We start from the raw sequence: 20,349 nt of genomic DNA, 5'->3' as shown, positions 1-20,349 counted from the left end.
GAGGGATTTTTATAGTTCTATTGCAGAAGAAAACTATTTTAAAAATGCTGGTAAATGTTGATAGCCACCTCTAACGTTAACAATATTCGTAAATCCTTTATATTCTAATATTCCTACCGCTATTGAACTTCTAACACCTGATTGACAATGTACATAAATTAGGTCATTTTTATCGAAAGGTATATCTTCATTTAAAAGTTTACCGTGAGGAATATGAATTGCTTGTTTTAAATGACCTTTACGCCATTCATCATCATTACGAACATCTAATACATTATGTTCTTCACCAGTCATTTCAGAACTATGAATAGATGATGTGACGATATTTGTTTGTGGCAAACGGTAACTTTTTACATTTTCAAAACCAATTAATTGTAAAGCATGAATAGCTTGTTGAACGGTAGATTTATCGCCAATTAATTCAATATCTTAGTCATAATCTAAATACCAACCAATTTGATTTATAAAAGTTTTATTAAAAGGAATATTGATAGTTCCATGCATATGACCACCATGGAATGCTTCTTTACTTCGAAGATCAAAAGCAGTTTGTGTATTGCTTGAACTAGGGTAAACATTATATGGTTGGTACATTTGCATACCAAATTGATTTATTTTTTTCATTTGTGAAAAATGGTGTGGTGGAGCTGGCTGATTGAGTGTTAAAGTTTCGATAAATGAAGTTTCATCTTTAACATTAAAAGCCCAGTTGTTTATTTTCTCATAACCCAAAGTAGTTGTAGGTAATGAACCTAGCGCTTTACCACAAGGACTCCCTGCACCATGACCTGGCCAAATTTGAATATAGTCTGGTAATGTTGCAGCAAATTGTATGGACTGATACATTTGTTTTGCTCCGATTTTTGTAGAACCTTCAACATTTACAGCTTTTTCTAATAGATCTGGTCTACCTACATCACCAACAAAGATGAAGTCACCGCTAAATAATCCCATTGGTATACTGGAACCCCCACCTTCGTCAGTAAGTAAAAAACTAATACTCTCAGGGGTATGGCCTGGAGTGTGTAAGACTTCTAATTTAATCTTTCCTAAATAGATAATATCTTGATGCTTAACGAAATGTGTTTGTTTAGGCATATTTTTATAATTAAATTCATCTTTACCTTCATCAGATACGTATATACTTGCATTCAATTTATTTGCCACATCTCTAATACCTGAAGCAAAATCAGCATGAATATGTGTTTCTGCAGCTTTAGTAATTGTGAATCCTTCTTTATCTGCAACTTTTAAATATTTTGTTAAATCTCGTATAGGGTCAATAATCATTGCTTCTCCTGTACGTTGACATCCAATTAAATAAGATGCTTGTGAAAAATTGTCTTCATAAAATTGTTTGAAAAACAAAAAAAAACTCCTTTTTAAAATAGATTTTATTGATTAGATAAATAAGTTATGATTTGCTTGCTCAGTATGTCCAATATAAGTACCTACGCCACCATAATCGACTTCATCTCTTAATTCTTCTTTTGAAATTCCCATAACATCCATACTCATGGTACAAGCAATTAACTTTATATCTTGATCGATTGCTTGATCGATAAGTGAGTATAAAGAATCAACATTTTTCTTGTTCATTACATAACGCATCATAATATTACCTAGTCCAAACATATTCATTTTTGATAATGGCATATGTATTGGATCCTTAGGTAACATAAGGTCAAACATTTTGGAAATACCTTTCTTTTTAACGCGAGTTGATTGCGCTTTTTTTAATGCGTTGAGGCCCCAAAAAGTAAAGAAAATAGTTACATCTTTACCTGCTGCTTTAGCGCCATTTGCGATGATCATTGCTGCTACTGCCTTATCTAACTCACCGCTAAATAAAACAATTGTTGTACCTGTAGCAGTGTCATTGATTTCAAATTCTTTTGGCTTTTCTTTTTGAATAATTGCATTAATTACATTTGCTTCTTCAGTAAGATTTACAAGGGTATTCCCTGTTTGTTTCGCCCAACTTTTAATATCACTATTGAAACCAGGATCTGTAACTGTTACCTCGATTTGCTCACCCGTTGAAATATTGTTAATTTCTTTACTGATATTAACAATAGGTCCAGGGCACTGAAGACCTCTAAAATCAAATTGTTTACGATTCTCTTTGATTTCAATATCTTTTTCTATTAAAGGAGCACTATTGAAGTTCTTTGCTTCATAATCTTTATATCCACCCTTTAAATTCACGACATCATAACCTTGTTTGGCTAAATAATCGCAAGCTTTAGTGCTTCGGTTACCGCTTTTACAATGTATATAATACGTTTTGTTGCTATTCTTATTGAATGATTTAATCTCTTCTACTGGGTGTAAAGTTGAACCGTTAATGTGTCCTAATTCATATTCTTCTTTTGTTCTAACATCAATCAATTGACCCATTTTTGCCAATTTTTCTAATTCTTCTTTGTTTAATGAATTAATGTGTACTTCTTTGTATTGTTCCATACTTACCTCCTATAAATACCTATGAGGGTATAATAAAACGGATAGAATCATTTGCCAAATACCTATAGGGGTATTTGACAATTTTGTTTTAATTTATTATTATTAACTTAATCAATTTATGTGGAGGAAATGAATATGACTTATGATAAAAAAATGATTAATCGTATAAATAGAATACAAGGTCAATTAAATGGTGTCGTAAAAATGATGGAAGAAGAAAAAGATTGCAAAGATATAATTACGCAACTTAGTGCATCTAAAGGTTCTATACAACGTTTAATGGGGATTATAATTAGTGAAAATTTAATAGAATGCGTTAAAACAGCAGAAGAAAATAATGAAAGTTCTCAAGAATTAATTAATGAAGCAGTTAATTTATTAGTTAAAAGTAAATAATGGATATAGCAAATATGACTATTATGTTGCTAATTGGCGTACTGGGTGGATTTATATCTGGATTAATAGGTATTGGGGGCGCAATTATTATTTACCCAGCTATTCTTATATTGCCACCATTAATAGGTATACCTGCGTATAGTGCATATATTGCTTCGGGACTTACCTCTAGTCAAGTATTTTTCAGTACACTTAGTGGATCATTAAATGCAAGAAAACAACCAGCTTTCTCTCCTAAACTTGTTATATATATGGGAGGGGGTATGTTGATTGGAAGCATGTTAGGGGCAATTTTAGCTAGTTTGTTTAATGCTACTTTTGTAAATACGGTATATGTAATAATCGCCATACTTGCTTTAATATTGATGTTTATTAAAGTTAAACCTACTACACAAGAGACGAAATCTAAACCTTTGCTATTTATTATAGTTGGATTTGGAATTGGTGTAATTTCGGGAATTGTGGGTGCAGGTGGAGCATTTATCATCATTCCTGTATTATTAGCATTATTTAAATTACCAATGAATACGGTAGTGAACAATAGCATAGCAATTGCTTTTATATCTTCAGTAGGGGCATTTTTTATAAAATTAATGCAAGGATATATACCAGTAGAAAGTGCAATTTTTTTGATAATTGAATGATGATCATTTTCTGAAAATATTATGTGGTCATATAATATAATGCCCATCATTTCACTAATCTCTTTTATTCTCTGAGTTATTTTGATATCTCCTGGAGAAGGTGTCGGATCTTATCAAGAGTAAATTATGAAAAAAATGGTTTAAATCAATGTTCTTACTTTAAGTACATGTGTTTAACGTAAATGATAATTAGTTAAATATAAAAAGGTTATCCCAATCAATAGGATAACCTCTTTATACTTTACTTTATGGTTTGGATTCGCCACTTCAAAGAAGAAATGAAATCAGAGCATTGAATGTTCCATTTTCAAACAATATATAAATACCTAGCCCAATGAATACAATTGGTACAATCCAACGTTCATATTTCTCAATTGTTTCCGATATAAAATCGAAGGAAGCTAGACGGTAACTGACATAGCACAAAACTCCAACCATAATTAGAAAGACAATAGTGACAATAAAGATTTCAGACATACTTAAGGTCGTGAAGTACGGTATATAAATGGAAAAGTCATCCGCACTGGAAGCCAATACGATGAAAATCATCGTCAAAAATAACTGATTAAATTTTCCAGAGGAGAATAAAGATAAAATGCTACTTTCATCTTCATCCTCTTCTCCTTTAATCCATATTTTCACGCCTAGGTAAAGTGGTAAAAGTCCAAGTAGTCCGATAACCCATTGCTGAGGAATTAAATTTACAACCCCCTGTGCAACTAAAAGACTTGCTCCTATCACAATTGCAGTCCCTATATATTGTCCTATCCAAATATGTTTTACCTGACCTTTTTTTACTTGCGAAAACAAAAGAATTAATATGACGAGATAATCAATTCCTGTTGCTACATATACCGCAGTAGCCGTCAGTATCGTCGCGATCATTTTATCATCTCCAAATATTTTAGGGATAGGACTTTTCTTCAAAATGAAAAGTCCTTCCGTAAATTGCACACATATAGTACCTATTTATCCTTCACTCTCATCAGTCGCAAACTATTTAATGCTACCAAAATAGTGGCTCCCATATCGGAAAGAATCGCAATCCAAAGGGTTAGCCAGCCTGGAATAACCAATAGTAAGGCAATTATCTTAATTCCGATGGCAAACGTGATGTTCGCTTTGATGATATTTAGCGTTTTCCTGCTAAGTCTTACTGCAAATGGAAGCTTACTTAAATCATCTCCCATTAATGCAATATCAGCTGTCTCGATGGCAGTATCTGTTCCAGCACCGCCCATTGCAATGCCAACAGTGGATGCAGCAAGTGCAGGAGCATCATTGACGCCATCGCCAATCATAGCTACATTACCATGCTCGGCTTTCATTTTTTTAATATAGTCCAACTTATCCTGTGGCAACAATTCGGACTGAATATCAGAAACGCCTACATGAGCACCGATTGCTTCTGCGGTACCTTGATTATCACCTGTCAGCATAATTGTTTGCTTGATTCCTAACTGATGAAGTTTTAGAATCACATTTTTACTTGTTTCGCGGACCTCATCTGCTACAGCAATCACGCCGAGGATTGTTTGGTCCGTTCCAATAATCATGGCCGTTTTCCCTTGGTTTTGTAAAACTTTCACTTTATTTTCAAACTCAAGGCTAAAATCGGAAACATTTAATTCTTTAAAAAGCCTTGGACTGCCAATGTAATAGGTTGTTCCATCTATATTCCCTTGAATGCCCCGACCTGTAATAGAAGTGAAGTCCTTCACTCTAACATCGGAATAAGTAATATTATCTTGCTCTGCTTTCTTCATTATTGCTGAAGCAAGTGGATGTTGTGATCGATATTCTAAAGCTGTAATAATGGAAAACAGCTCTTTTTCTTCCACTTGATCATTTAACACTTTAAAATCTGTTACCACTGGTACACCTTTTGTCAGTGTTCCTGTTTTATCAAATGCGATTGCCTTAATGGCTCCTAATTCCTCTAGATAGACACCGCCTTTAATCAACACACCTTTTTTAGCTGCATTTCCAATTGCCGAGACAATCGAGATTGGAGTAGTAATAACTAATGCACACGGACATCCAACTACAAGTACCGCTAATCCTTGATAAACCCAAGTATCCCAACTTCCACCAAAGAATAAAGGTGGAACGACTGCAACGAGCGCCGCAATAACCATAATGATCGGCGTATAATATTTCGCAAATTTATCTACGAATGCTTGCGCTGGAGCGCGCTCCCCTTGTGCTTCCTCAACCAGATGAATAATCTTGGAGATAGTTGTATCCTCTACGTATTTGGTGATTTTTACTTCAAGTAGTCCCTCTTCGTTAAGCGTGCCTGCAAATACTTCATCATCTACCGTTTTGGCAACAGGGACAGATTCTCCTGTTATAGCAGCCTGGTTGACAGCCGACACACCATTTATAATGATCCCATCCATGGCAATTTTCTCCCCTGGTTTGACGATCATAATATCACCCACGGCAATATCGTCCACATGGATCATTATTTCCTGACCATTCCGCCTAACAAGTGCTTCTTTTGGGGCAATATCCATCAATGAACGAATGGACTGTCTTGCTCTATCCATAGAAAAACGTTCAAGTGCTTCACTGATTGCAAAGAGAATGACAACAATGGATGCCTCTGCCCATTCACCAATGATGGCAGCTCCAATAACTGCAACGGTCATCAGGGTTTTCATGTCGAAATCAAAGCGTATCAAATTTTGAAAACCAACTTTAAATAGTGAATATCCGCCAATTACAATCGAACTTACAAATAACATGGACGTTACAAGGTTATCTTCTCCATTTACAAAGTGAGAAAGGTAACCAAAAGCAATCAGTAATGTGGCAAACAGCAATGTGCTGTGTTTTTTATAAAACGGTATTTTCTCTTCTTTAGGAGCCTTAGTGTCTTCTTTGACCGCTTGTATCGATGGATTCGCCAGTTTTTCAGGAATTACCTTAAGATTCTCGAAAGCACCTGCTTTTTCAAGCTCTTCAACCGATGCGTTTCCATATACATCAATTTTAGAAGCGCCAAAGTTCACTTTTGCATCCTGAACTCCAGCTAGTTGTTTTACATTTTTTTCAAACTTCCCAGCACAGTTTGCGCAAGAAAATCCCTCCACACGGTAAACATTTTTATCTTCTGTTACCACTGGTTCGACCCTTCTTCTAGCCTTCTCTGGTGCCACTTTAAGATTCTCGAAAGCACCAGCCTTTTCCAGATCTTCAACGGTTGCACTGCCAAAGACATCAATTTTGGAAGCTCCGAAATTGACTTTAGCATCATGCACCCCTGATAGTTCTTTTACATTTTTTTCAAACTTCCCAGCACAATTCGCACACGAGAAACCCTCCACACGGTAAACCTGTTTATCTTCTGTTAATGTTTTTGTTGAACTATCCAATACTAGCAACCTCCCTTTGATGCAAGAAAGCTTTTTCTACAAGCTGTTTAACATGCTCATCATCTAGTGAATAATAGACTAATTTTCCTTCTTTACGGTATTTTGCTATACCTAAATTTTTCAATAATCTTAAATGATGGGATGCCGTAGCCGTTGAAGATTCAATGATATTAGCTACATCACAAACACATAACTCTCCCTCTAAAGACAAAACATAAGCAATTTTAACTCTTGTATCATCTGATAGAGCCTTAAAAACTTTCGCTACATCCATAGGATTCTGTTTAGCAAGGTCTTTTTTAGCCCTGTTTACCTTATCTTCATGAATATAGGTAACTTCACACATATCTTTTGTCATAATTACCCTCCTTATTCAAATGACTGTTTGTTTGATGATTATAATATATCCCACTATAAACAAATAGTCAAATGATTGTTTGAATGATATATAATTAATATTAAAAAGGATTGGTTTCTAATGTTAGAAACCAATCCTTTCGGAGATTTTAACCAAATTTTAAAGTATCTTAAACATAACTGCCCCGTTAGTTTAAGTGCATCCTTTCACAATCTGTCTACAGATTAATAATAAAAACTACTCTTTATTATACAGATCTCCATATAATTTTTGAATTTGGTTCTGTAATTTTTTATTTTCTTTTTCTAATTCCATAACTCTTCTTTTTAAGGTTTTTATAAGGATTTCCTCCGAACGAGAACTTTTCTTGGGTTTTGAGACTACATTTGATGTTATTTGACGCTCACGAAGGGATTCGATTCTTTGCCTAATATCGTGTTCCTTATAAAGCCATGATTTAGAAACATTAGCTTCCTTTGCTATTGAATTAAAATTAATAGCTTTACCTTCAATCGAAAATTTAGAAATCGCTTTGTCTACTTTTTCTCTTGTCTTTTGTGATTTCTGCTTCGCCAAACGTACAATTTCTGTTGTATTTCTAACTTGTTTATTCATTGATAATTACCCCGTTAAACTTCCAATGATTTGTTCTAAACGCTCTTTAATACGGCTATTAGTCTCTATTTGTCTTTGCCATTGTTTATCCTTTGCTATGGTTAATAACTCTTCTGTACGCTCTAACTGTTCTTCGTGCTGTGGTAAGAATTGCTTACTGGTACAGAAGTGAGTGCAATCTAAGCATGCATTCGCATGTGGACAACCACCTGCTATTACTGGCAATCTACAATAACCATTTGGAAGCACTTGTGCATTTATATTTTTCTTGAACCATTGAAGCTCTACATCATCGACTTCACTATCATCATCTAGATTGAGCACATCTCCATTATTGGTAACCAGTTTTTCTTGAAATTTAGTAAATTCATTTTTTAGAGTTTCATCAAAGATATGAGCGTATCTGCTTGTCATTTCTGGGCTTTCATGTCCCAAAAATTTCTGCACAATATGCTGGGGCACCCCGTTGTTAATCATTCTTGTTCCTACTGAATGGCGAAAGGCATGGGCATGGAATCTATAAATCTCGCCTAATTTATCCACTATATTTTGCTCATAAGCTAATTTATTTAATTCGCCTCTAAATGTTTCTTGTTTTAATGGCGATCCATCTTTTCTTGGAAAGAGGTATTCACTATCTGGAAATTCCTCTGAAACTTTATCTTCCCGAACTTTAATAAGTAAAACTACCTCTTTAGATATTGGAACTATATGCTCCTTTTTCATTTTCCATTGATAATACTTTAAAAAGTAATCTCCATCTTTGTCCTCTAATAAACAGCCTTTTTTCAAGGTGCACAATTCACTTATCCTCATTCCACATTCTTGAACAATCATAGTCATCGTAGCTATATATTCGGGTAATTTATCAAGATGACTGTTCAATTGCTCTAGAACGAATTCTTCTATAAAGCGAGGTTTTGCTCTTGGTATTTTCGGATAGTCCTCGGGATAAATTAATAATTTGGAAGGAACATCATCCCATTCTAGCCTATGAAGGGTACTAAATAGTCCTTCCAATATAGAGATCCTCCCAGTTATTGTACTAGGTTTTATCCCCATCATGTTTAGTTCACTTAAATATGCTTCAATTTCCACTCTCGTTAATTGGTGTACTCTCTGAACGTGTTTAAACTTTATGTCCAGAAAATTAAAGAACTCTTTAAGTTTTTGGGCAATATCACTTACATAGGAAAAGCTATCCATGTTCAATCTTAACTTACAATATCTTTTTACAAGCTGTTTAAAATATGTATTCCGAAACCCTTTAAAGTTAATTGTATATTCATATTGTGTTGGGTTAACCTTATCATCTGGCAAAGGTAAGTTTCGTCTATCCCAAACGTCTTTATCCCACTCCTCTCCATCAAAATAAAAATCCTCATAAAACTCAATAAATTGTTTAAGATTAGTAACATAGTAAGAATTAGCTTTTACAGGTGTTTTTTCTTGATTAGCAGTAATCTTATAATTAGTGGTGGTAATTCTAACACCCTGTTTTGTCAAATATGTTCTATACTCCGTCATTGCTTTATCAATAGGAACTTCAGTAATTGAAGTAATGCTGGGATACTTTAAATCTAAAAAATCCAACATTTTATTAATTACTGTTCCTTTTCTAATCCAGACAGTTTTTGCATTCCATATTCCATTGTTTAAATGGTAAAAATAAAAATATTTCAATTCTGTTCTTAACCACAGATTTTTAACACGTTCAAAACGAACCCAACGATTTCTTAAAGCAGGATTCTTACTTAATTCTATGGCAGAAGGATGTGGACATTTTCTTATATCCCAACTATTATTAGCCCAAAACCCTTGCATTTCTTCATTCATTACAGCTATTTTTTTGCTGATCTCACTCTGACTGATAATTTTCCTTTTACTAGAAGCATTCATTTAGCTGGTATTCTTTATCTAGTAATAAATACAATGGATACGGCTTATTCTCCACTTCTATCCTTTGAACCCTCACACGCGCCCCCCTCTTTAAACACTTTAAGTACTACAAATTATAAACCTTGTTAATTTTTATTTAAAGTAAAATCTCCCTTTAACATCTCCTCCTGAACTACTTTAACTACTATTATTTATTATACTATGGTTAATATGTCTCCACTTGGGTGGTTATGGCCAATAATCATACCCGTTGCGTTACTTAATATGGCTGTTTTAAATATTTCTCGAGGATGTATAACCGCAAAATTAATGGTTCCTATAGAGACGGTTTCAATATGTGTAGGTTCATTTTTGCTATTCAAGCAAATTAAAATGAAGTGTTCTCGGTCAGCATTTCCTATGAAGTCACGCATAATATCAGCAGCGTCTTTTGGTTCTTCAATACGTCTTTTTAAATACCAAAGTGTATCTTCTTTAACCATTTGGACTTTGACAACATCTATTCTTTTTCTACTCATTATGGATAAGCTCTATACTTTCTATTAAGTCAGGGTGAACAATGGATGTGATAGAATCATCATTCATATAAATGGAATATAGCTCATCTAATTCTGAATTATTTTTTTGTTTGATGAAAAGGCGATAATGCCTTTAATAACATCGATGTGTGGTTGATGCATTAAATATTGGTATACTTCTTTCCATGTTTGATTCATTCTATTTAGTCTCCTTTAATGGTTTAATTGTCCATGCCTTTCTAGCGTATGGATTTAATGGATGCATGATTTCATTTGTTTGAGGATTTGTTAATATACTGATTTTCTTACTGTGAGGTTTTAACATGTCTAATACTTCATTCACTCGATTTTCCACAAGAGGTTTTTTTCCGTAGGAACCCCAAGCCAATAAAACACTATCGGCTTCTTTGACAGCTTTCATAATGTGAATATCCGTGTGCTTGTCATGGCTGTTTTCGATATGTTTTAAATTAATGGGGGTATCAATATTTGAAAAAAGATTTATAAAATTAACGCCACCATATTCATCTTTTTCAGCTACTTTATTGACAATAAGTTGTGTTGTAAGGTCAACGTTGATAACACCATCATAATGAGGATACATCGTTATAATTGTAAGTACTTCTTTATCAATATCCCAAGTTTTCTTGAGAAGATAACGATGCATTTTATCCTGACTAAATATCGCTTCAGTTTCTAATACACTTTTGATTGATTTCATTTTATCTAACTCCTTTATTTAATATTCTTCAGGTAACAACATGACGTAATAAGAAAGGTCTACATCATCTTCTCGGATAATGTAGACCTTATTAATATTGATAGCTTTTGAATAATTTGCCTTATGAATTTTTACGTACTCTGGACGTTCTTGCTTATGTTTGATATATAATTGACTATTATGCATATTGAACTGGAATATATGAAAGTAATCAATCTCTTCTAGTTCCTTGAATTGTTCGTTTTCGCGTTGCGCTACAAGTTTCCATAACTGTTGCTGCAACATTGCTGGCAAGTAATTGGCAATACTACGTGTAATATAACGTTTCATGCTCATTTCTCCTTTTCTATATCTTTCATTATTGTAATAACTTCTGTAATGACTGTGACGCTTATCTGAGCTATGTGTATCCATTTATTCATTATTATAATTCTCCTTTTCAAGTAAGTGTCTTTGATCTAGTAGTGGCATAACTGTGTTATGAAGATATAAGAAGTCCATATCGTTTGTTTCATCAATATAACCAATCGCAATAAGTTGTTTTTGATAGTAGAGGATAAAGGGGTATATATGCCTTTCATGAAGTGTGTCAGAGTAGTAAGTATACGTATGAAGGATTTTGTTGGTAAGCGGACCAAGTCTGATATATTGATCAGGAAGGATATTATCTGCCACTTCCTCGATAGATTCACATTCCCATTTTTCGTCCTTTGGCAGATTGAATAAGTTAGTTATATACTCTTTGAGTTGTTTTTCTAGTGTCATGGTTATGACCTCCTATAATGTTTTTGATGTATACATGTAATACACCATATAGATAATATATGCTTCAAAAAAATTTTGTTTCGTTTGTGAATCCCATTGTTATTAAGAAAATATCCCAATAGAAAATTATCACAATTGTTGATATGACAAGGAAATCCCATTATCCCGCTCATTTCTCAGGAAATATAGCGATATATTTATATATCATTTGGATTTGGTGGTGTCAGTACGACTTACTTTTTCTTTTTATATTATTTATTTATAAATAATAATGGGATTTCGGGATTACGCTTGCGTAATCCTTATCCTACATGTATTTATCAAATCCCATTGCTATCCCGTTCATATTTTATTTTGGGATGTTCTTTCGTCATACAATATAAGCTTCACATTGAGTTGTGACTTGTTAGTATGTTGAAAAGATTCGTTAGATGGGTGTTATTGAATGACGAAAGGACAGTACATAGATATTAGATTTGAAGAAAGAGCGTTTGAGGCAAAAATAAAGACGAAGTGCTGAGGAGCACTTCGTCGAGAGGGGTATTATTGAAAAGTTGTTTAATAATTTCATTATTGAGTTTTAGTGTAACGTAGAACTGTTTTTTATGATTACCGTCTTTACGAATATCAATACGGTCAATGACTGTAAGATATAATGCTTTGAGTTGTGCTTTATCCATTGATTCTATATTTTGAAATATTCGTTGTAATAGGGCAGCGATTTGTTTCGTATCATAAGATAGTTTCTCTTGATTTTGTTGCTGTTTGAGTTGATTCATTTGATTTGTAATGTCATTGAGTTGTGTTTCATATTGATGAATAGTTGCTTTCAATGCAGATGTTAGGTCCGGATTATCTTCAATGGTTTTAACTAAATTATGGAGTTTCCCGCTGACTTCATCGTATTGTTGTTGTTTATAAGCGATATCGTGGTTCAATGCACCAATATCGACTTTATTTTCTTGATTGACACGTTCTAAGACTTGGTTAATGACTTTATCACTTTTGACAATTTCGAGTATTTGATCCATGACGTATTTCTCAATCACATCAGCTCTAACGCTATTCGCAGAACATACTTTTGAGCCTTTGTTTCGGAAGTTACTGCAAGAATAATAACGTATTCGCTTCTTGGTACCATCTTTCAATGTGTTCGTTGTGTTACTAGCTGCCATTGGTGCACCACATTGTGGACAATGAACGATACCTGTTAATAGATTAGTTCCTTTACCGTGGACTTGAGGTTTTTGACTGACTTGTTTTTTACGTAATTGGACTTTATCCCATAAGTCTTGAATAATAATAGGGGAATGCTTACCTTCAGCTATTATTGGTTTATCATTCAGCCCTTTACGACGCTTTTCATTCCAATCTTTGTACTTTGCGAATTGAATTTTACCAACATAGAATGGATTAGATAAGATATAGGTCACTGAACCAATACTGAAAGGCTTTCCTTTTTTAGTCACGTATCCTTTGTGATTGAGTGCATTCGCAATTTTACGATATCCGTGGCCTTTAGCATATGACTCAAATATATATTTGACAATATTCGCTTCATGTTGGTTTATCATGAGTTCATGCTTGCTATCCGGTATTTTGTCATAGCCCAGCGGCAAATTGCCTTGATAATAGCCTTCTTGAGCGCGTCGGGTTTGACCCATGAATACATTTTCGACAATATTATTTCTTTCAAATTCTGAAAAACTCGCTAGAATTTGTAGCATCAATTTACCACTGCTTGTATTGACTTCCATACGCTCAGATAAGCTGAAGAATTCGACATTTTGACGATGAAGGTCTTCAACAATTTTGAGTAAGTCAGAAGTGTTACGTGCTAGTCGGTTTGTTTTGTAGACCATAACAGAATCAATCTGACCTTCGTTCGCATCTTTTAACAAACGTTGTAGTTCTGGTCGGTTCATAGATTTTCCAGAGATACCTCTATCCGCGTATACATCTACAACAACAAAGTTATTGAAATCACAATATTCTCGAATTTGATTGATTTGTCCATCGATACTATAGCCTTCAGTACTTTGGATTTCCGTTGATACACGAACATAGATACCGACACGTTTTTGTTTGAGTTGTTGCATGATTTTTTCATCCTTTCTGATTAAGCAATCGATGATTGCGAGGTTTGGTTCACAATGTTCAATGGTTCATTTTTGAAATAGATCCCAACAAGGGCTTTATTTTTTGTAATGCGAATTTCATCAATATAGGGATGCAGCATGTTTAACGTGAAACTTTTCTGTATAACCTTTTGTAGTGATGTTTGTAACTGATTATCACTTATGGAGGATATGGTTTTGTGCTTTTGATTCATCAAATGAGTCTGTTTTCTGAATGATTCAGCATCAATCATACCTTTGGCAAGTTTATCTATCAGTTGTTCTTGAGTTAGCGTACTTTTAGCTTCTATCACTCTTTGTTTTTTGAGGCGTTGATGAATTGCATTATTAATTTTTGAATAGAGCTGTTGGTTTTGAAAGAAGTTCTGACATGTAGCTAAGACTTGAACTTCTAATTTTTGTGCATTTATTCCTTTGAATGAACAGACAAAGCGAGATTCATTCATATTTTTAGGACAAATATAATATCGCAATGTATGTTTTTTTCTTATTGTCATATTTGTCAGTGTTGAGTCACAACAAGGACATTTGATCTTTTGTTTCAGCTGATTCTCTGAAGGTATACAGTGAAGTTGCTTCTTATTACGGATTGCTTGAGCATGTTCATATTTCGTTGCCGAAACAATAGGTGGTACCATATTGTTATATTGACCATATTGATTGATGACACGACCACAATAATTTGGGTTCATAATTATATTTCGTACCTGATAAGGCTTGCGGGTAATAAGTTTATTATCGTCTTCTAAATATTGTGCAATCTTCTTGTAGCCATATCCTTGAAGATAATAATTGAATACAGCTTTGACGGTAGGTGATTCATCATTATTAATGATGAAAGTACCATTTTGATAGTGATAACCGAAAGGCGCATGGGTCGTTATGAGTTTACCTTGTTTTGCCTTTTCTCTAAGTCCATTTTTGACTTGTTCTCCAATATTATCGGATTCAAGTTCAGCCAGACTCATGAATATATTGAGTTTTAGGCGATCAAACGCTTTATCCATATCAAAATAGCCATCATGAACACTTAGAATATGAACATGATATTTTTGACAGAGTTTCATGAGTTTTAATGCATTTTTCAAGTTGCGATGAAGTCGATTCAAGCGATAACAACATAATACGTCACATTGTCTTTGTTGGATGCGTTCGGTGACTTGTTGATAGCCTGTTCGATTATCTGTTCTGCCTGATTGCTTATCACTAATGTATTGGATATTTTGAATATTGTGCTTTGGAGCTAATAATTCTATTGCTTGCTTTTGAGCTGGGAGTGATTGTTGTTTCGTTGTACTTTGGCGCAAATAACCAATGGCTCGTTTCATAGTATTTCCTCCTTTCAAAGAGATAATATATATTTATGAACGAAATTATAGATAAGCCCAACACCAGTCGGGTGTTGGGCGGTATTATTAGTCATCAGCGTGATTGATTTCTTCAATAACCAGATCGGCTAATAGTATGATTAATTCGTCCATGTATATCACCTCATTATTCATAGTATTAACAACAATTCTTTAGTTGCATCTCAAAAGTAGTAACGAATTCGATATTCTTCTTTGAGCAAATTTTTTTAAATGAATGTAATCTTCATATTCTCCATATGCAACAATGGACGTAGGTTTGATTACTTTCTCCAAAATGTCATTTATTAACTTGTACTCCTCAGTGTAAGTGTTACTTATTTGACGACCTTCTTGTTTACAGCATTCCTTCACAGTATCTAGGGGTGTGCTTTCTAAGTATTCAAATCTTTCATCTTCAATTTCGTGAGCTAGTGCTACTGTATTCATAGTACAATTCCTCCATTGATTTAATATTTGTGCTACAACACCTTTAAATAGGTGTTGTAGCAAATTTATTTAATAACATATTTTAAGCTTTAAAAGTCAATATCACCGTTTTTATCCCATTCTCTTGCTTTTGAAATCATGTCTCGTAGTATTGGATGTTGGTGTTCAGAGATAAATGATAAGGGTATATTGAATTTACTTTTTTCAGATAGACCAAAAATAGGAGCGTATGATTTATCAAGCTTAAGATGATAAAATACGATGGTTTTTGGTTTGCCTTCTTTGTCTTTGACACTACGTTTTGTTGTTTTACGATTGGCGTCTGACTGGATGTAATCTTTATCCCTCAGTGCATCAATGACATTATTTGTATCTTGGAAATTATGTTCTTTTAACATATTTTTAAAAACCGAGGCAATCATTTTCACCTGGATATGATCATCTTCAAGTGAAATCATTCCATAATTTTCAATAAGCGTTGATAACCTAGTGTCGTCAGAAAACTTACCACGATTTTGTGCTACAAATTGGACAATGACTTCAATTGCTTTATCAGCTAGGCTTCGCTCACTAACAGAATCTAAATGATAGTTAATAAGATAGTCCCTTACAGCATTCAAATCAACAGGTGTGGCAATGACACGTTCCAATATACGTGCTGATGTTGTAATGGTTGCATAGCGTTTGAACATCCGAATTCCTGTATTGCTGGTTTCCTTTTCTAGTTGAGTTTTGAACCTTAGGTGCTCATTTTGGAACCATTTAATGACTTCTTGTTCACGATTGAGTAGATATTCAGCTACTAATGGCATGATATGACCATAATTAGCTGATGTTGCTTTTTTAATAGTATCTGCGTTGTCAGCGTTAGTTGTAAAAGCTTCAGATATTTCAATGGTACGTACATTCAAACCATCATTACGTGCACTATTATTGAAAATACTGTGTTCGGCAGTACTAATTACTGAGGTTCCCCAGTTTTTTAGTGACTTGACTTCTCCGTGTATATTAGAACGTTGTCTTCCTTGACCTTCGGCAATTGAATAGAGCAAACCAGTTGTATCTTTAAAGGTTGCAGATGACAGTTCGTCCAATACAATAGGTACACCATAGTTGTTACTTAGATATCCTTCAAGCGCGTTTCTAGTGCCATTCCATGATCTAAACAGCGTATTACTACCTTTAGTAGGGTTGCCGGTTATTGAGACTCCTAAAGCCGCTGCAGTTGATTTACCCGTGCTTGAATTTCCCGTAAATGAGAAAATCGTACCTGCGAATTCAACCTCATGTTTTGTTTTTAAAAACGCAGTTACTAATGAAGAAATACCAAACACTACAGCAAGTTCGAGTAACAAGTTTCCTTTTACTTCATCAAGATACATTTGCCACCAGTCTTCAAAAGTGCCTTTAGGTTGTAGATCGTACTGTGTTTCACAAATGATTTCATCCGCCTGCGACTGTGTAATTTCTTTTGAAAGATATGGTTCATCTAATGAAATGACGACACCTTTATCAGTATTTAACACACCGACACCCGTATACAACGATGACAGAGGCAGTGATTGGCGCATTAATTGTAGTGCATTGCTTAATGATTTAATGTACTTCTCATTGATGCTGAAGCCATACATGATTAGTGAAGGTAACTTTTGCGATGTTAAAATATCTGATGTTTCAATACGTTCAATATTTTGTCCGTTGGAAATAACTAGTTTCTCAACCCCAGATTTGGGGTCAAGAAACTTGTTTTTAATTAAAATTGGACTAGATAAGCGTATGGACTTTTGCTGATCATTTTTACCTTTCGGTGGTATAACTTCATACCATGAATCTTCAGTAAGCCAGTATGGATATTCACTAAAGATGATGTTAGTCATTAGTTGTTACCACCTTTCCAGTTATTTTGATGATTCATCGGATTTGGTGCAGTTTTAAGGTAGAGCAAAGATGAACCTTTTTTTCCAACTACAATGAATGGAAGGTTAGGTGTATATTTTACAAAATGTGCAAACCAACGACCAACATCTTGTTGAATTTCAGTCGAGCACAAAACATTAGCCCTCACATTCAAATCGTGATACATAAACATGGTGCCTACAGGTAAATTAAATGCGATGCTTGTAACAGCACGTTTTAGTGTATAAAATTCTTTTTCTTTCATCATAAGTTCCTCCAAATAAGTCTTATTAGTCAATCAATACTGTAGATGCTTAACACCTCAATGGTTGATTGCTATAATAAGCATAAATGAAGCATTTTAATTAGACGCGGAACAAAAAATAGGGAGGGGGGTATATATGATACCTACGATAGAAGAAATTATTGACAAGTATGGCAGTTTAGTAGATTGTCTAAAGTTTGATATATCAGGTGAGGTTTATGAAGACTTATTGTTATTAAGAAGTTTAAGCGATTTAAATGAACACCAAAAGATGCATAGAGTTTCATTTATACAAAAACACTTTAACCCTAATTTTGATTATTTGTTAGATGACTCAGAATTTAGAAGTATGAATAAAATTTATAGAAATTTAAATACTATGACGTATATCAATAGTCAAAACAATGAATTTAAACTTAAACCATTTATAAATGAAGAACAATTAAAATCACTACTTGCGATAAAGAAAGTAGATGAACATTTGAGTTATGACCCATCTATTACCTCAAAAGCATTAGCAGATATAAACAAGACGCAAAAAAGATTGGTTACAAAGCCAAATATTCTCTATAATCGATCCAAAAAAGAAAATGAGTATGTACGGTTAGGAGGAAAAATATCATATACAAAGATGGAGAAGCATTGGGAATATTTACATAATGAGATTCAGTATTATAATCTTACTAATCAATTAATTAGTTATGTTGCTTTAGAAAAGGAATATGCATGGGCTTTTTTAAATGAATTATTTTATTTAATAGAATTATATTTGAAGGCATTTAAAGGACAAAAGAAAACTGGCCATGAATTTGAAGAAGGATTGAACGCATTTATTCAATCATATGTCATTATTTTACTTATAGATATAAGATTACCGACTGTTAGGTTATATATTATTAGGCGTATTGTGGATGAATGCGAAAAAGAATCAGATAATCAAAAAAGAATTAAACTGATAGAGGAATCCATTAAAAAGTACAGATATGTAAAAGAACAGATTGAAAGATTTGGAAATGCGTTGAAAGAAGAATTATCAATCGCGACTTTGTCTATTGAACAGAATATGTTAGAAGCTAAAATTGATTATTATAAGAATTACTACTATCCTAGAAAAAAAACAAAGCATAACAATATTGAGTACAACGTATCAATGTTTTTTAAAGCTGTAGATTCTTTAAAGAAATAGTATTCGACGGACAATATTTATAGATAATAATTAATTAGAGAGGTTTTAAGTTGTGTTTAGATTAAAAAAATGGTATTTAAAACAAAAAGGCTATTTTTGCCGTGTCGGTGAAAAGTGGGACAATAGTAATTTATCCCATGAAAATATACATAGTTATGTAGATAGAGTACTTGAATATGAGACTGAAACACGTAGAAACGGCCAACCAACTGAAGAATATATATTAGCTAGTAGTGGGGAAAAAATAAATGAAGATTTAAGAAGTGGTACTAATGATCACAAAGAAATTCTAGAGGTATTTGATAAATATAAAGTAAAAGAGGATATAACTACTTATAGAACGGTTAGTCCTCGGATATACAAATTAATGGAGAAAAATGCTAAAAACTTAAATGGAGTAGATTTGTTTGAACTTGGAATTTTACACACTTCATTAATAAAAGGGTACGAATCAAGAGAAGAAGGTTACAAATTACGGGTAAAAGTAAAAAAAGGAACACCAGCTTTCTATGTAGGTAATTTAACAGGCGAAGAAAGCCATTATTATGAGGTGATTGTAGTTAATAATTTAAAATTAAAAATCATATCTATTGAAGATTACTATATAAATTGTGAAGTAGTATAATTGGAATCAATTCTGTTAGTTGTTCATAATAAGCCAATTATTTTTTTAATGAACTTATTACTTAAAAACCGCATCATCAACTGATAAGCAGAGAGTTATCATGAGTGATGAGGGGTTTTGATAATCTGGAAAAGGACAATTAGATGAAGAGGTGATTTGTAAATGGAGAAAGCCATTTTTTATAATATGTGTATGATATATGATGCCGAAAGAGTAGTGGTAATTGATCGTAAAAAAGATGATTGGCCAGGTATTTCTTTTCCAGGTGGAAAAGTTGAGCATGGAGAATCATTCACTAATTCAACAATCAGAGAAATCAAAGAAGAAACGGGTTTAGATATAAGTAACCTTGAATTATGTGGAGTAAAAAATTGGATGGATGATGAGATAAGATATGTAATATTTTTATATAGAACAAATAATTATTCTGGTGAATTAGTTAGTTCTGATGAAGGAGAAGTTAGGTGGGAACAAATTTCAAATCTTACTAATTTACAATTATCATTAGACATGGAAGAGATGTTAAGAATATTTCAAGAAAATAATTTAAGTGAATTTTTTTATTTCAAAGATAATGAAGAATGGAACTTTCATCTCAACTAGATTACTAATTTTATAGATAAAAACCAGCGTTTAATCAACGGTATAAGGCCTATGATGAGGGAGTAAAATATTAATCCC

General features: G+C 33.4%; 19 protein-coding genes and 4 pseudogenes. 5 read left to right on the top strand and 18 right to left on the bottom strand.

What is annotated here, in order from left to right; genetic code table 11:
- Positions 1–33: 33 nt before the first annotated feature.
- Both cstB and LQ677_RS10270 read right to left on the bottom strand, forming a co-directional pair.
- Positions 34–1,368, bottom strand: a pseudogene (gene cstB, locus LQ677_RS10275) (persulfide dioxygenase-sulfurtransferase CstB).
- Between the two features lie 33 nt (positions 1,369–1,401).
- Positions 1,402–2,466 carry a DsrE/DsrF/DrsH-like family protein gene (locus LQ677_RS10270; protein ID WP_000438836.1) on the bottom strand — a complete coding sequence of 355 codons (1,065 nt, stop codon included), beginning with the start codon at positions 2,464–2,466 and terminating at the stop codon, positions 1,402–1,404.
- Positions 2,467–2,601: 135 nt separating this feature from the next.
- Between LQ677_RS10270 and cstR the strand changes: the two genes are divergently transcribed.
- Together cstR and LQ677_RS10260 are read left to right on the top strand one after the other, a co-directional pair.
- Positions 2,602–2,862, top strand: a complete 261-nt coding sequence (cstR, locus tag LQ677_RS10265; protein WP_000220507.1) for a persulfide-sensing transcriptional repressor CstR — start codon at positions 2,602–2,604, stop codon at positions 2,860–2,862.
- Positions 2,862–3,500 (top strand): annotated as a pseudogene (locus LQ677_RS10260) (sulfite exporter TauE/SafE family protein); the annotation flags it as partial. The gene cstR and the pseudogene LQ677_RS10260, both read left to right, overlap by 1 nt.
- A 273-nt stretch (positions 3,501–3,773) precedes the next feature.
- Here the strand turns inward: LQ677_RS10260 and LQ677_RS10250 are convergent.
- From LQ677_RS10250 to ssb, 16 genes and pseudogenes are all read right to left on the bottom strand, one after another.
- On the bottom strand, positions 3,774–4,391 hold the full coding sequence (locus LQ677_RS10250; protein WP_000562107.1) for a CadD family cadmium resistance transporter: 618 nt from the start codon (positions 4,389–4,391) through the stop codon (positions 3,774–3,776).
- A gap of 80 nt (positions 4,392–4,471) precedes the next feature.
- On the bottom strand, positions 4,472–6,886 hold the full coding sequence (locus LQ677_RS10245; protein ID WP_000378485.1) for a cadmium-translocating P-type ATPase CadA: 2,415 nt from the start codon (positions 6,884–6,886) through the stop codon (positions 4,472–4,474).
- Complete coding sequence (locus LQ677_RS10240; protein ID WP_000159127.1) at positions 6,879–7,244, bottom strand: ArsR/SmtB family transcription factor; 366 nt, start codon at positions 7,242–7,244, stop codon at positions 6,879–6,881. Before LQ677_RS10240 ends, LQ677_RS10245 begins: the two co-directional genes overlap by 8 nt.
- Positions 7,245–7,481: 237 nt before the next feature.
- On the bottom strand, positions 7,482–7,859 hold the full coding sequence (locus LQ677_RS10235; RefSeq protein WP_001041908.1) for a DUF6262 family protein: 378 nt from the start codon (positions 7,857–7,859) through the stop codon (positions 7,482–7,484).
- A gap of 6 nt (positions 7,860–7,865) precedes the next feature.
- Positions 7,866–9,758, bottom strand: a complete 1,893-nt coding sequence (locus LQ677_RS10230; protein WP_239748814.1) for a tyrosine-type recombinase/integrase — start codon at positions 9,756–9,758, stop codon at positions 7,866–7,868.
- Positions 9,754–9,834 (bottom strand): annotated as a pseudogene (locus tag LQ677_RS14865) (site-specific integrase); the annotation flags it as partial. The gene LQ677_RS10230 and the pseudogene LQ677_RS14865, both read right to left, overlap by 5 nt.
- A 118-nt stretch (positions 9,835–9,952) precedes the next feature.
- Entirely contained in the window at positions 9,953–10,276 is a 324-nt protein-coding gene (locus LQ677_RS10225) for a JAB domain-containing protein (protein WP_000088091.1), read from the bottom strand.
- A pseudogene (locus LQ677_RS10220) lies at positions 10,269–10,474 on the bottom strand (hypothetical protein). Before LQ677_RS10220 ends, LQ677_RS10225 begins: the two are co-directional and overlap by 8 nt.
- A gap of 1 nt (position 10,475) precedes the next feature.
- Complete coding sequence (locus tag LQ677_RS10215) at positions 10,476–10,997, bottom strand: DUF1643 domain-containing protein (RefSeq protein WP_000836008.1); 522 nt, start codon at positions 10,995–10,997, stop codon at positions 10,476–10,478.
- Between the two features lie 18 nt (positions 10,998–11,015).
- Positions 11,016–11,327, bottom strand: a complete 312-nt coding sequence (locus tag LQ677_RS10210) for a DUF960 family protein (protein WP_000833212.1) — start codon at positions 11,325–11,327, stop codon at positions 11,016–11,018.
- An 84-nt stretch (positions 11,328–11,411) separates the two neighbouring features.
- Complete coding sequence (locus LQ677_RS10205) at positions 11,412–11,762, bottom strand: SAUGI family uracil-DNA glycosylase inhibitor (protein ID WP_000171449.1); 351 nt, start codon at positions 11,760–11,762, stop codon at positions 11,412–11,414.
- A gap of 470 nt (positions 11,763–12,232) precedes the next feature.
- Positions 12,233–13,861 (bottom strand): cassette chromosome recombinase CcrB, encoded by a 1,629-nt coding sequence (gene ccrB / locus LQ677_RS10200; RefSeq protein ID WP_001186596.1) that lies wholly within the window; start codon positions 13,859–13,861, stop codon positions 12,233–12,235.
- A 20-nt stretch (positions 13,862–13,881) separates the two neighbouring features.
- A complete protein-coding gene (gene ccrA, locus LQ677_RS10195) occupies positions 13,882–15,228 on the bottom strand; it encodes a cassette chromosome recombinase CcrA (protein WP_000816499.1) in 1,347 nt (448 codons plus the stop codon).
- Positions 15,229–15,420: 192 nt separating this feature from the next.
- Positions 15,421–15,696 (bottom strand): hypothetical protein, encoded by a 276-nt coding sequence (locus tag LQ677_RS10190; RefSeq protein WP_001791132.1) that lies wholly within the window; start codon positions 15,694–15,696, stop codon positions 15,421–15,423.
- An 89-nt stretch (positions 15,697–15,785) separates the two neighbouring features.
- Complete coding sequence (gene cch1, locus LQ677_RS10185; RefSeq protein WP_000181743.1) at positions 15,786–17,573, bottom strand: cassette chromosome replicative helicase; 1,788 nt, start codon at positions 17,571–17,573, stop codon at positions 15,786–15,788.
- A complete protein-coding gene (ssb, locus tag LQ677_RS10180; protein ID WP_000659554.1) occupies positions 17,573–17,857 on the bottom strand; it encodes a cassette chromosome ssDNA-binding protein in 285 nt (94 codons plus the stop codon). The genes cch1 and ssb overlap by 1 nt, the downstream gene beginning before the upstream one ends.
- A gap of 136 nt (positions 17,858–17,993) precedes the next feature.
- Here ssb and LQ677_RS10175 point away from each other — a divergent pair, with 136 nt between their 5' ends.
- The 3 genes from LQ677_RS10175 (at position 17,994) to LQ677_RS10165 (ending at position 20,271) form a co-directional block, all read left to right on the top strand.
- Complete coding sequence (locus LQ677_RS10175; protein ID WP_000613217.1) at positions 17,994–19,043, top strand: hypothetical protein; 1,050 nt, start codon at positions 17,994–17,996, stop codon at positions 19,041–19,043.
- Positions 19,044–19,095: 52 nt separating this feature from the next.
- Complete coding sequence (locus LQ677_RS10170) at positions 19,096–19,668, top strand: ADP-ribosyltransferase (protein WP_000489177.1); 573 nt, start codon at positions 19,096–19,098, stop codon at positions 19,666–19,668.
- Positions 19,669–19,830: 162 nt separating this feature from the next.
- A complete protein-coding gene (locus LQ677_RS10165) occupies positions 19,831–20,271 on the top strand; it encodes an 8-oxo-dGTP diphosphatase (RefSeq protein ID WP_204253111.1) in 441 nt (146 codons plus the stop codon).
- Positions 20,272–20,349 lie beyond the last annotated feature (78 nt).

This window comes from Mammaliicoccus sp. Q-M61, assembly GCF_022386055.1.
Lineage (GTDB): Bacteria > Bacillota > Bacilli > Staphylococcales > Staphylococcaceae > Mammaliicoccus > Mammaliicoccus sciuri_A.
This window is presented reverse-complemented; position numbering and strand designations above follow the sequence as displayed.

Coding starts and splice junctions, on each gene's coding strand:
- LQ677_RS10225 (WP_000088091.1), bottom strand. CDS start 10,276: ATGAGTAGAAAAAGAATAGATGTTGTCAAAGTCCAAATGGTTAAAGAA.
- ccrB (WP_001186596.1), bottom strand. CDS start 13,861: ATGCAACAACTCAAACAAAAACGTGTCGGTATCTATGTTCGTGTATCA.
- LQ677_RS10235 (WP_001041908.1), bottom strand. CDS start 7,859: ATGAATAAACAAGTTAGAAATACAACAGAAATTGTACGTTTGGCGAAG.
- ccrA (WP_000816499.1), bottom strand. CDS start 15,228: ATGAAACGAGCCATTGGTTATTTGCGCCAAAGTACAACGAAACAACAA.
- cch1 (WP_000181743.1), bottom strand. CDS start 17,573: ATGACTAACATCATCTTTAGTGAATATCCATACTGGCTTACTGAAGAT.
- cstR (WP_000220507.1), top strand. CDS start 2,602: ATGACTTATGATAAAAAAATGATTAATCGTATAAATAGAATACAAGGT.
- LQ677_RS10250 (WP_000562107.1), bottom strand. CDS start 4,391: ATGATCGCGACGATACTGACGGCTACTGCGGTATATGTAGCAACAGGA.
- LQ677_RS10190 (WP_001791132.1), bottom strand. CDS start 15,696: ATGAATACAGTAGCACTAGCTCACGAAATTGAAGATGAAAGATTTGAA.
- ssb (WP_000659554.1), bottom strand. CDS start 17,857: ATGAAAGAAAAAGAATTTTATACACTAAAACGTGCTGTTACAAGCATC.
- LQ677_RS10215 (WP_000836008.1), bottom strand. CDS start 10,997: ATGAAATCAATCAAAAGTGTATTAGAAACTGAAGCGATATTTAGTCAG.
- LQ677_RS10270 (WP_000438836.1), bottom strand. CDS start 2,466: ATGGAACAATACAAAGAAGTACACATTAATTCATTAAACAAAGAAGAA.
- LQ677_RS10230 (WP_239748814.1), bottom strand. CDS start 9,758: ATGAATGCTTCTAGTAAAAGGAAAATTATCAGTCAGAGTGAGATCAGC.
- LQ677_RS10205 (WP_000171449.1), bottom strand. CDS start 11,762: ATGACACTAGAAAAACAACTCAAAGAGTATATAACTAACTTATTCAAT.
- LQ677_RS10175 (WP_000613217.1), top strand. CDS start 17,994: ATGATACCTACGATAGAAGAAATTATTGACAAGTATGGCAGTTTAGTA.
- LQ677_RS10240 (WP_000159127.1), bottom strand. CDS start 7,244: ATGACAAAAGATATGTGTGAAGTTACCTATATTCATGAAGATAAGGTA.
- LQ677_RS10210 (WP_000833212.1), bottom strand. CDS start 11,327: ATGAAACGTTATATTACACGTAGTATTGCCAATTACTTGCCAGCAATG.
- LQ677_RS10165 (WP_204253111.1), top strand. CDS start 19,831: ATGGAGAAAGCCATTTTTTATAATATGTGTATGATATATGATGCCGAA.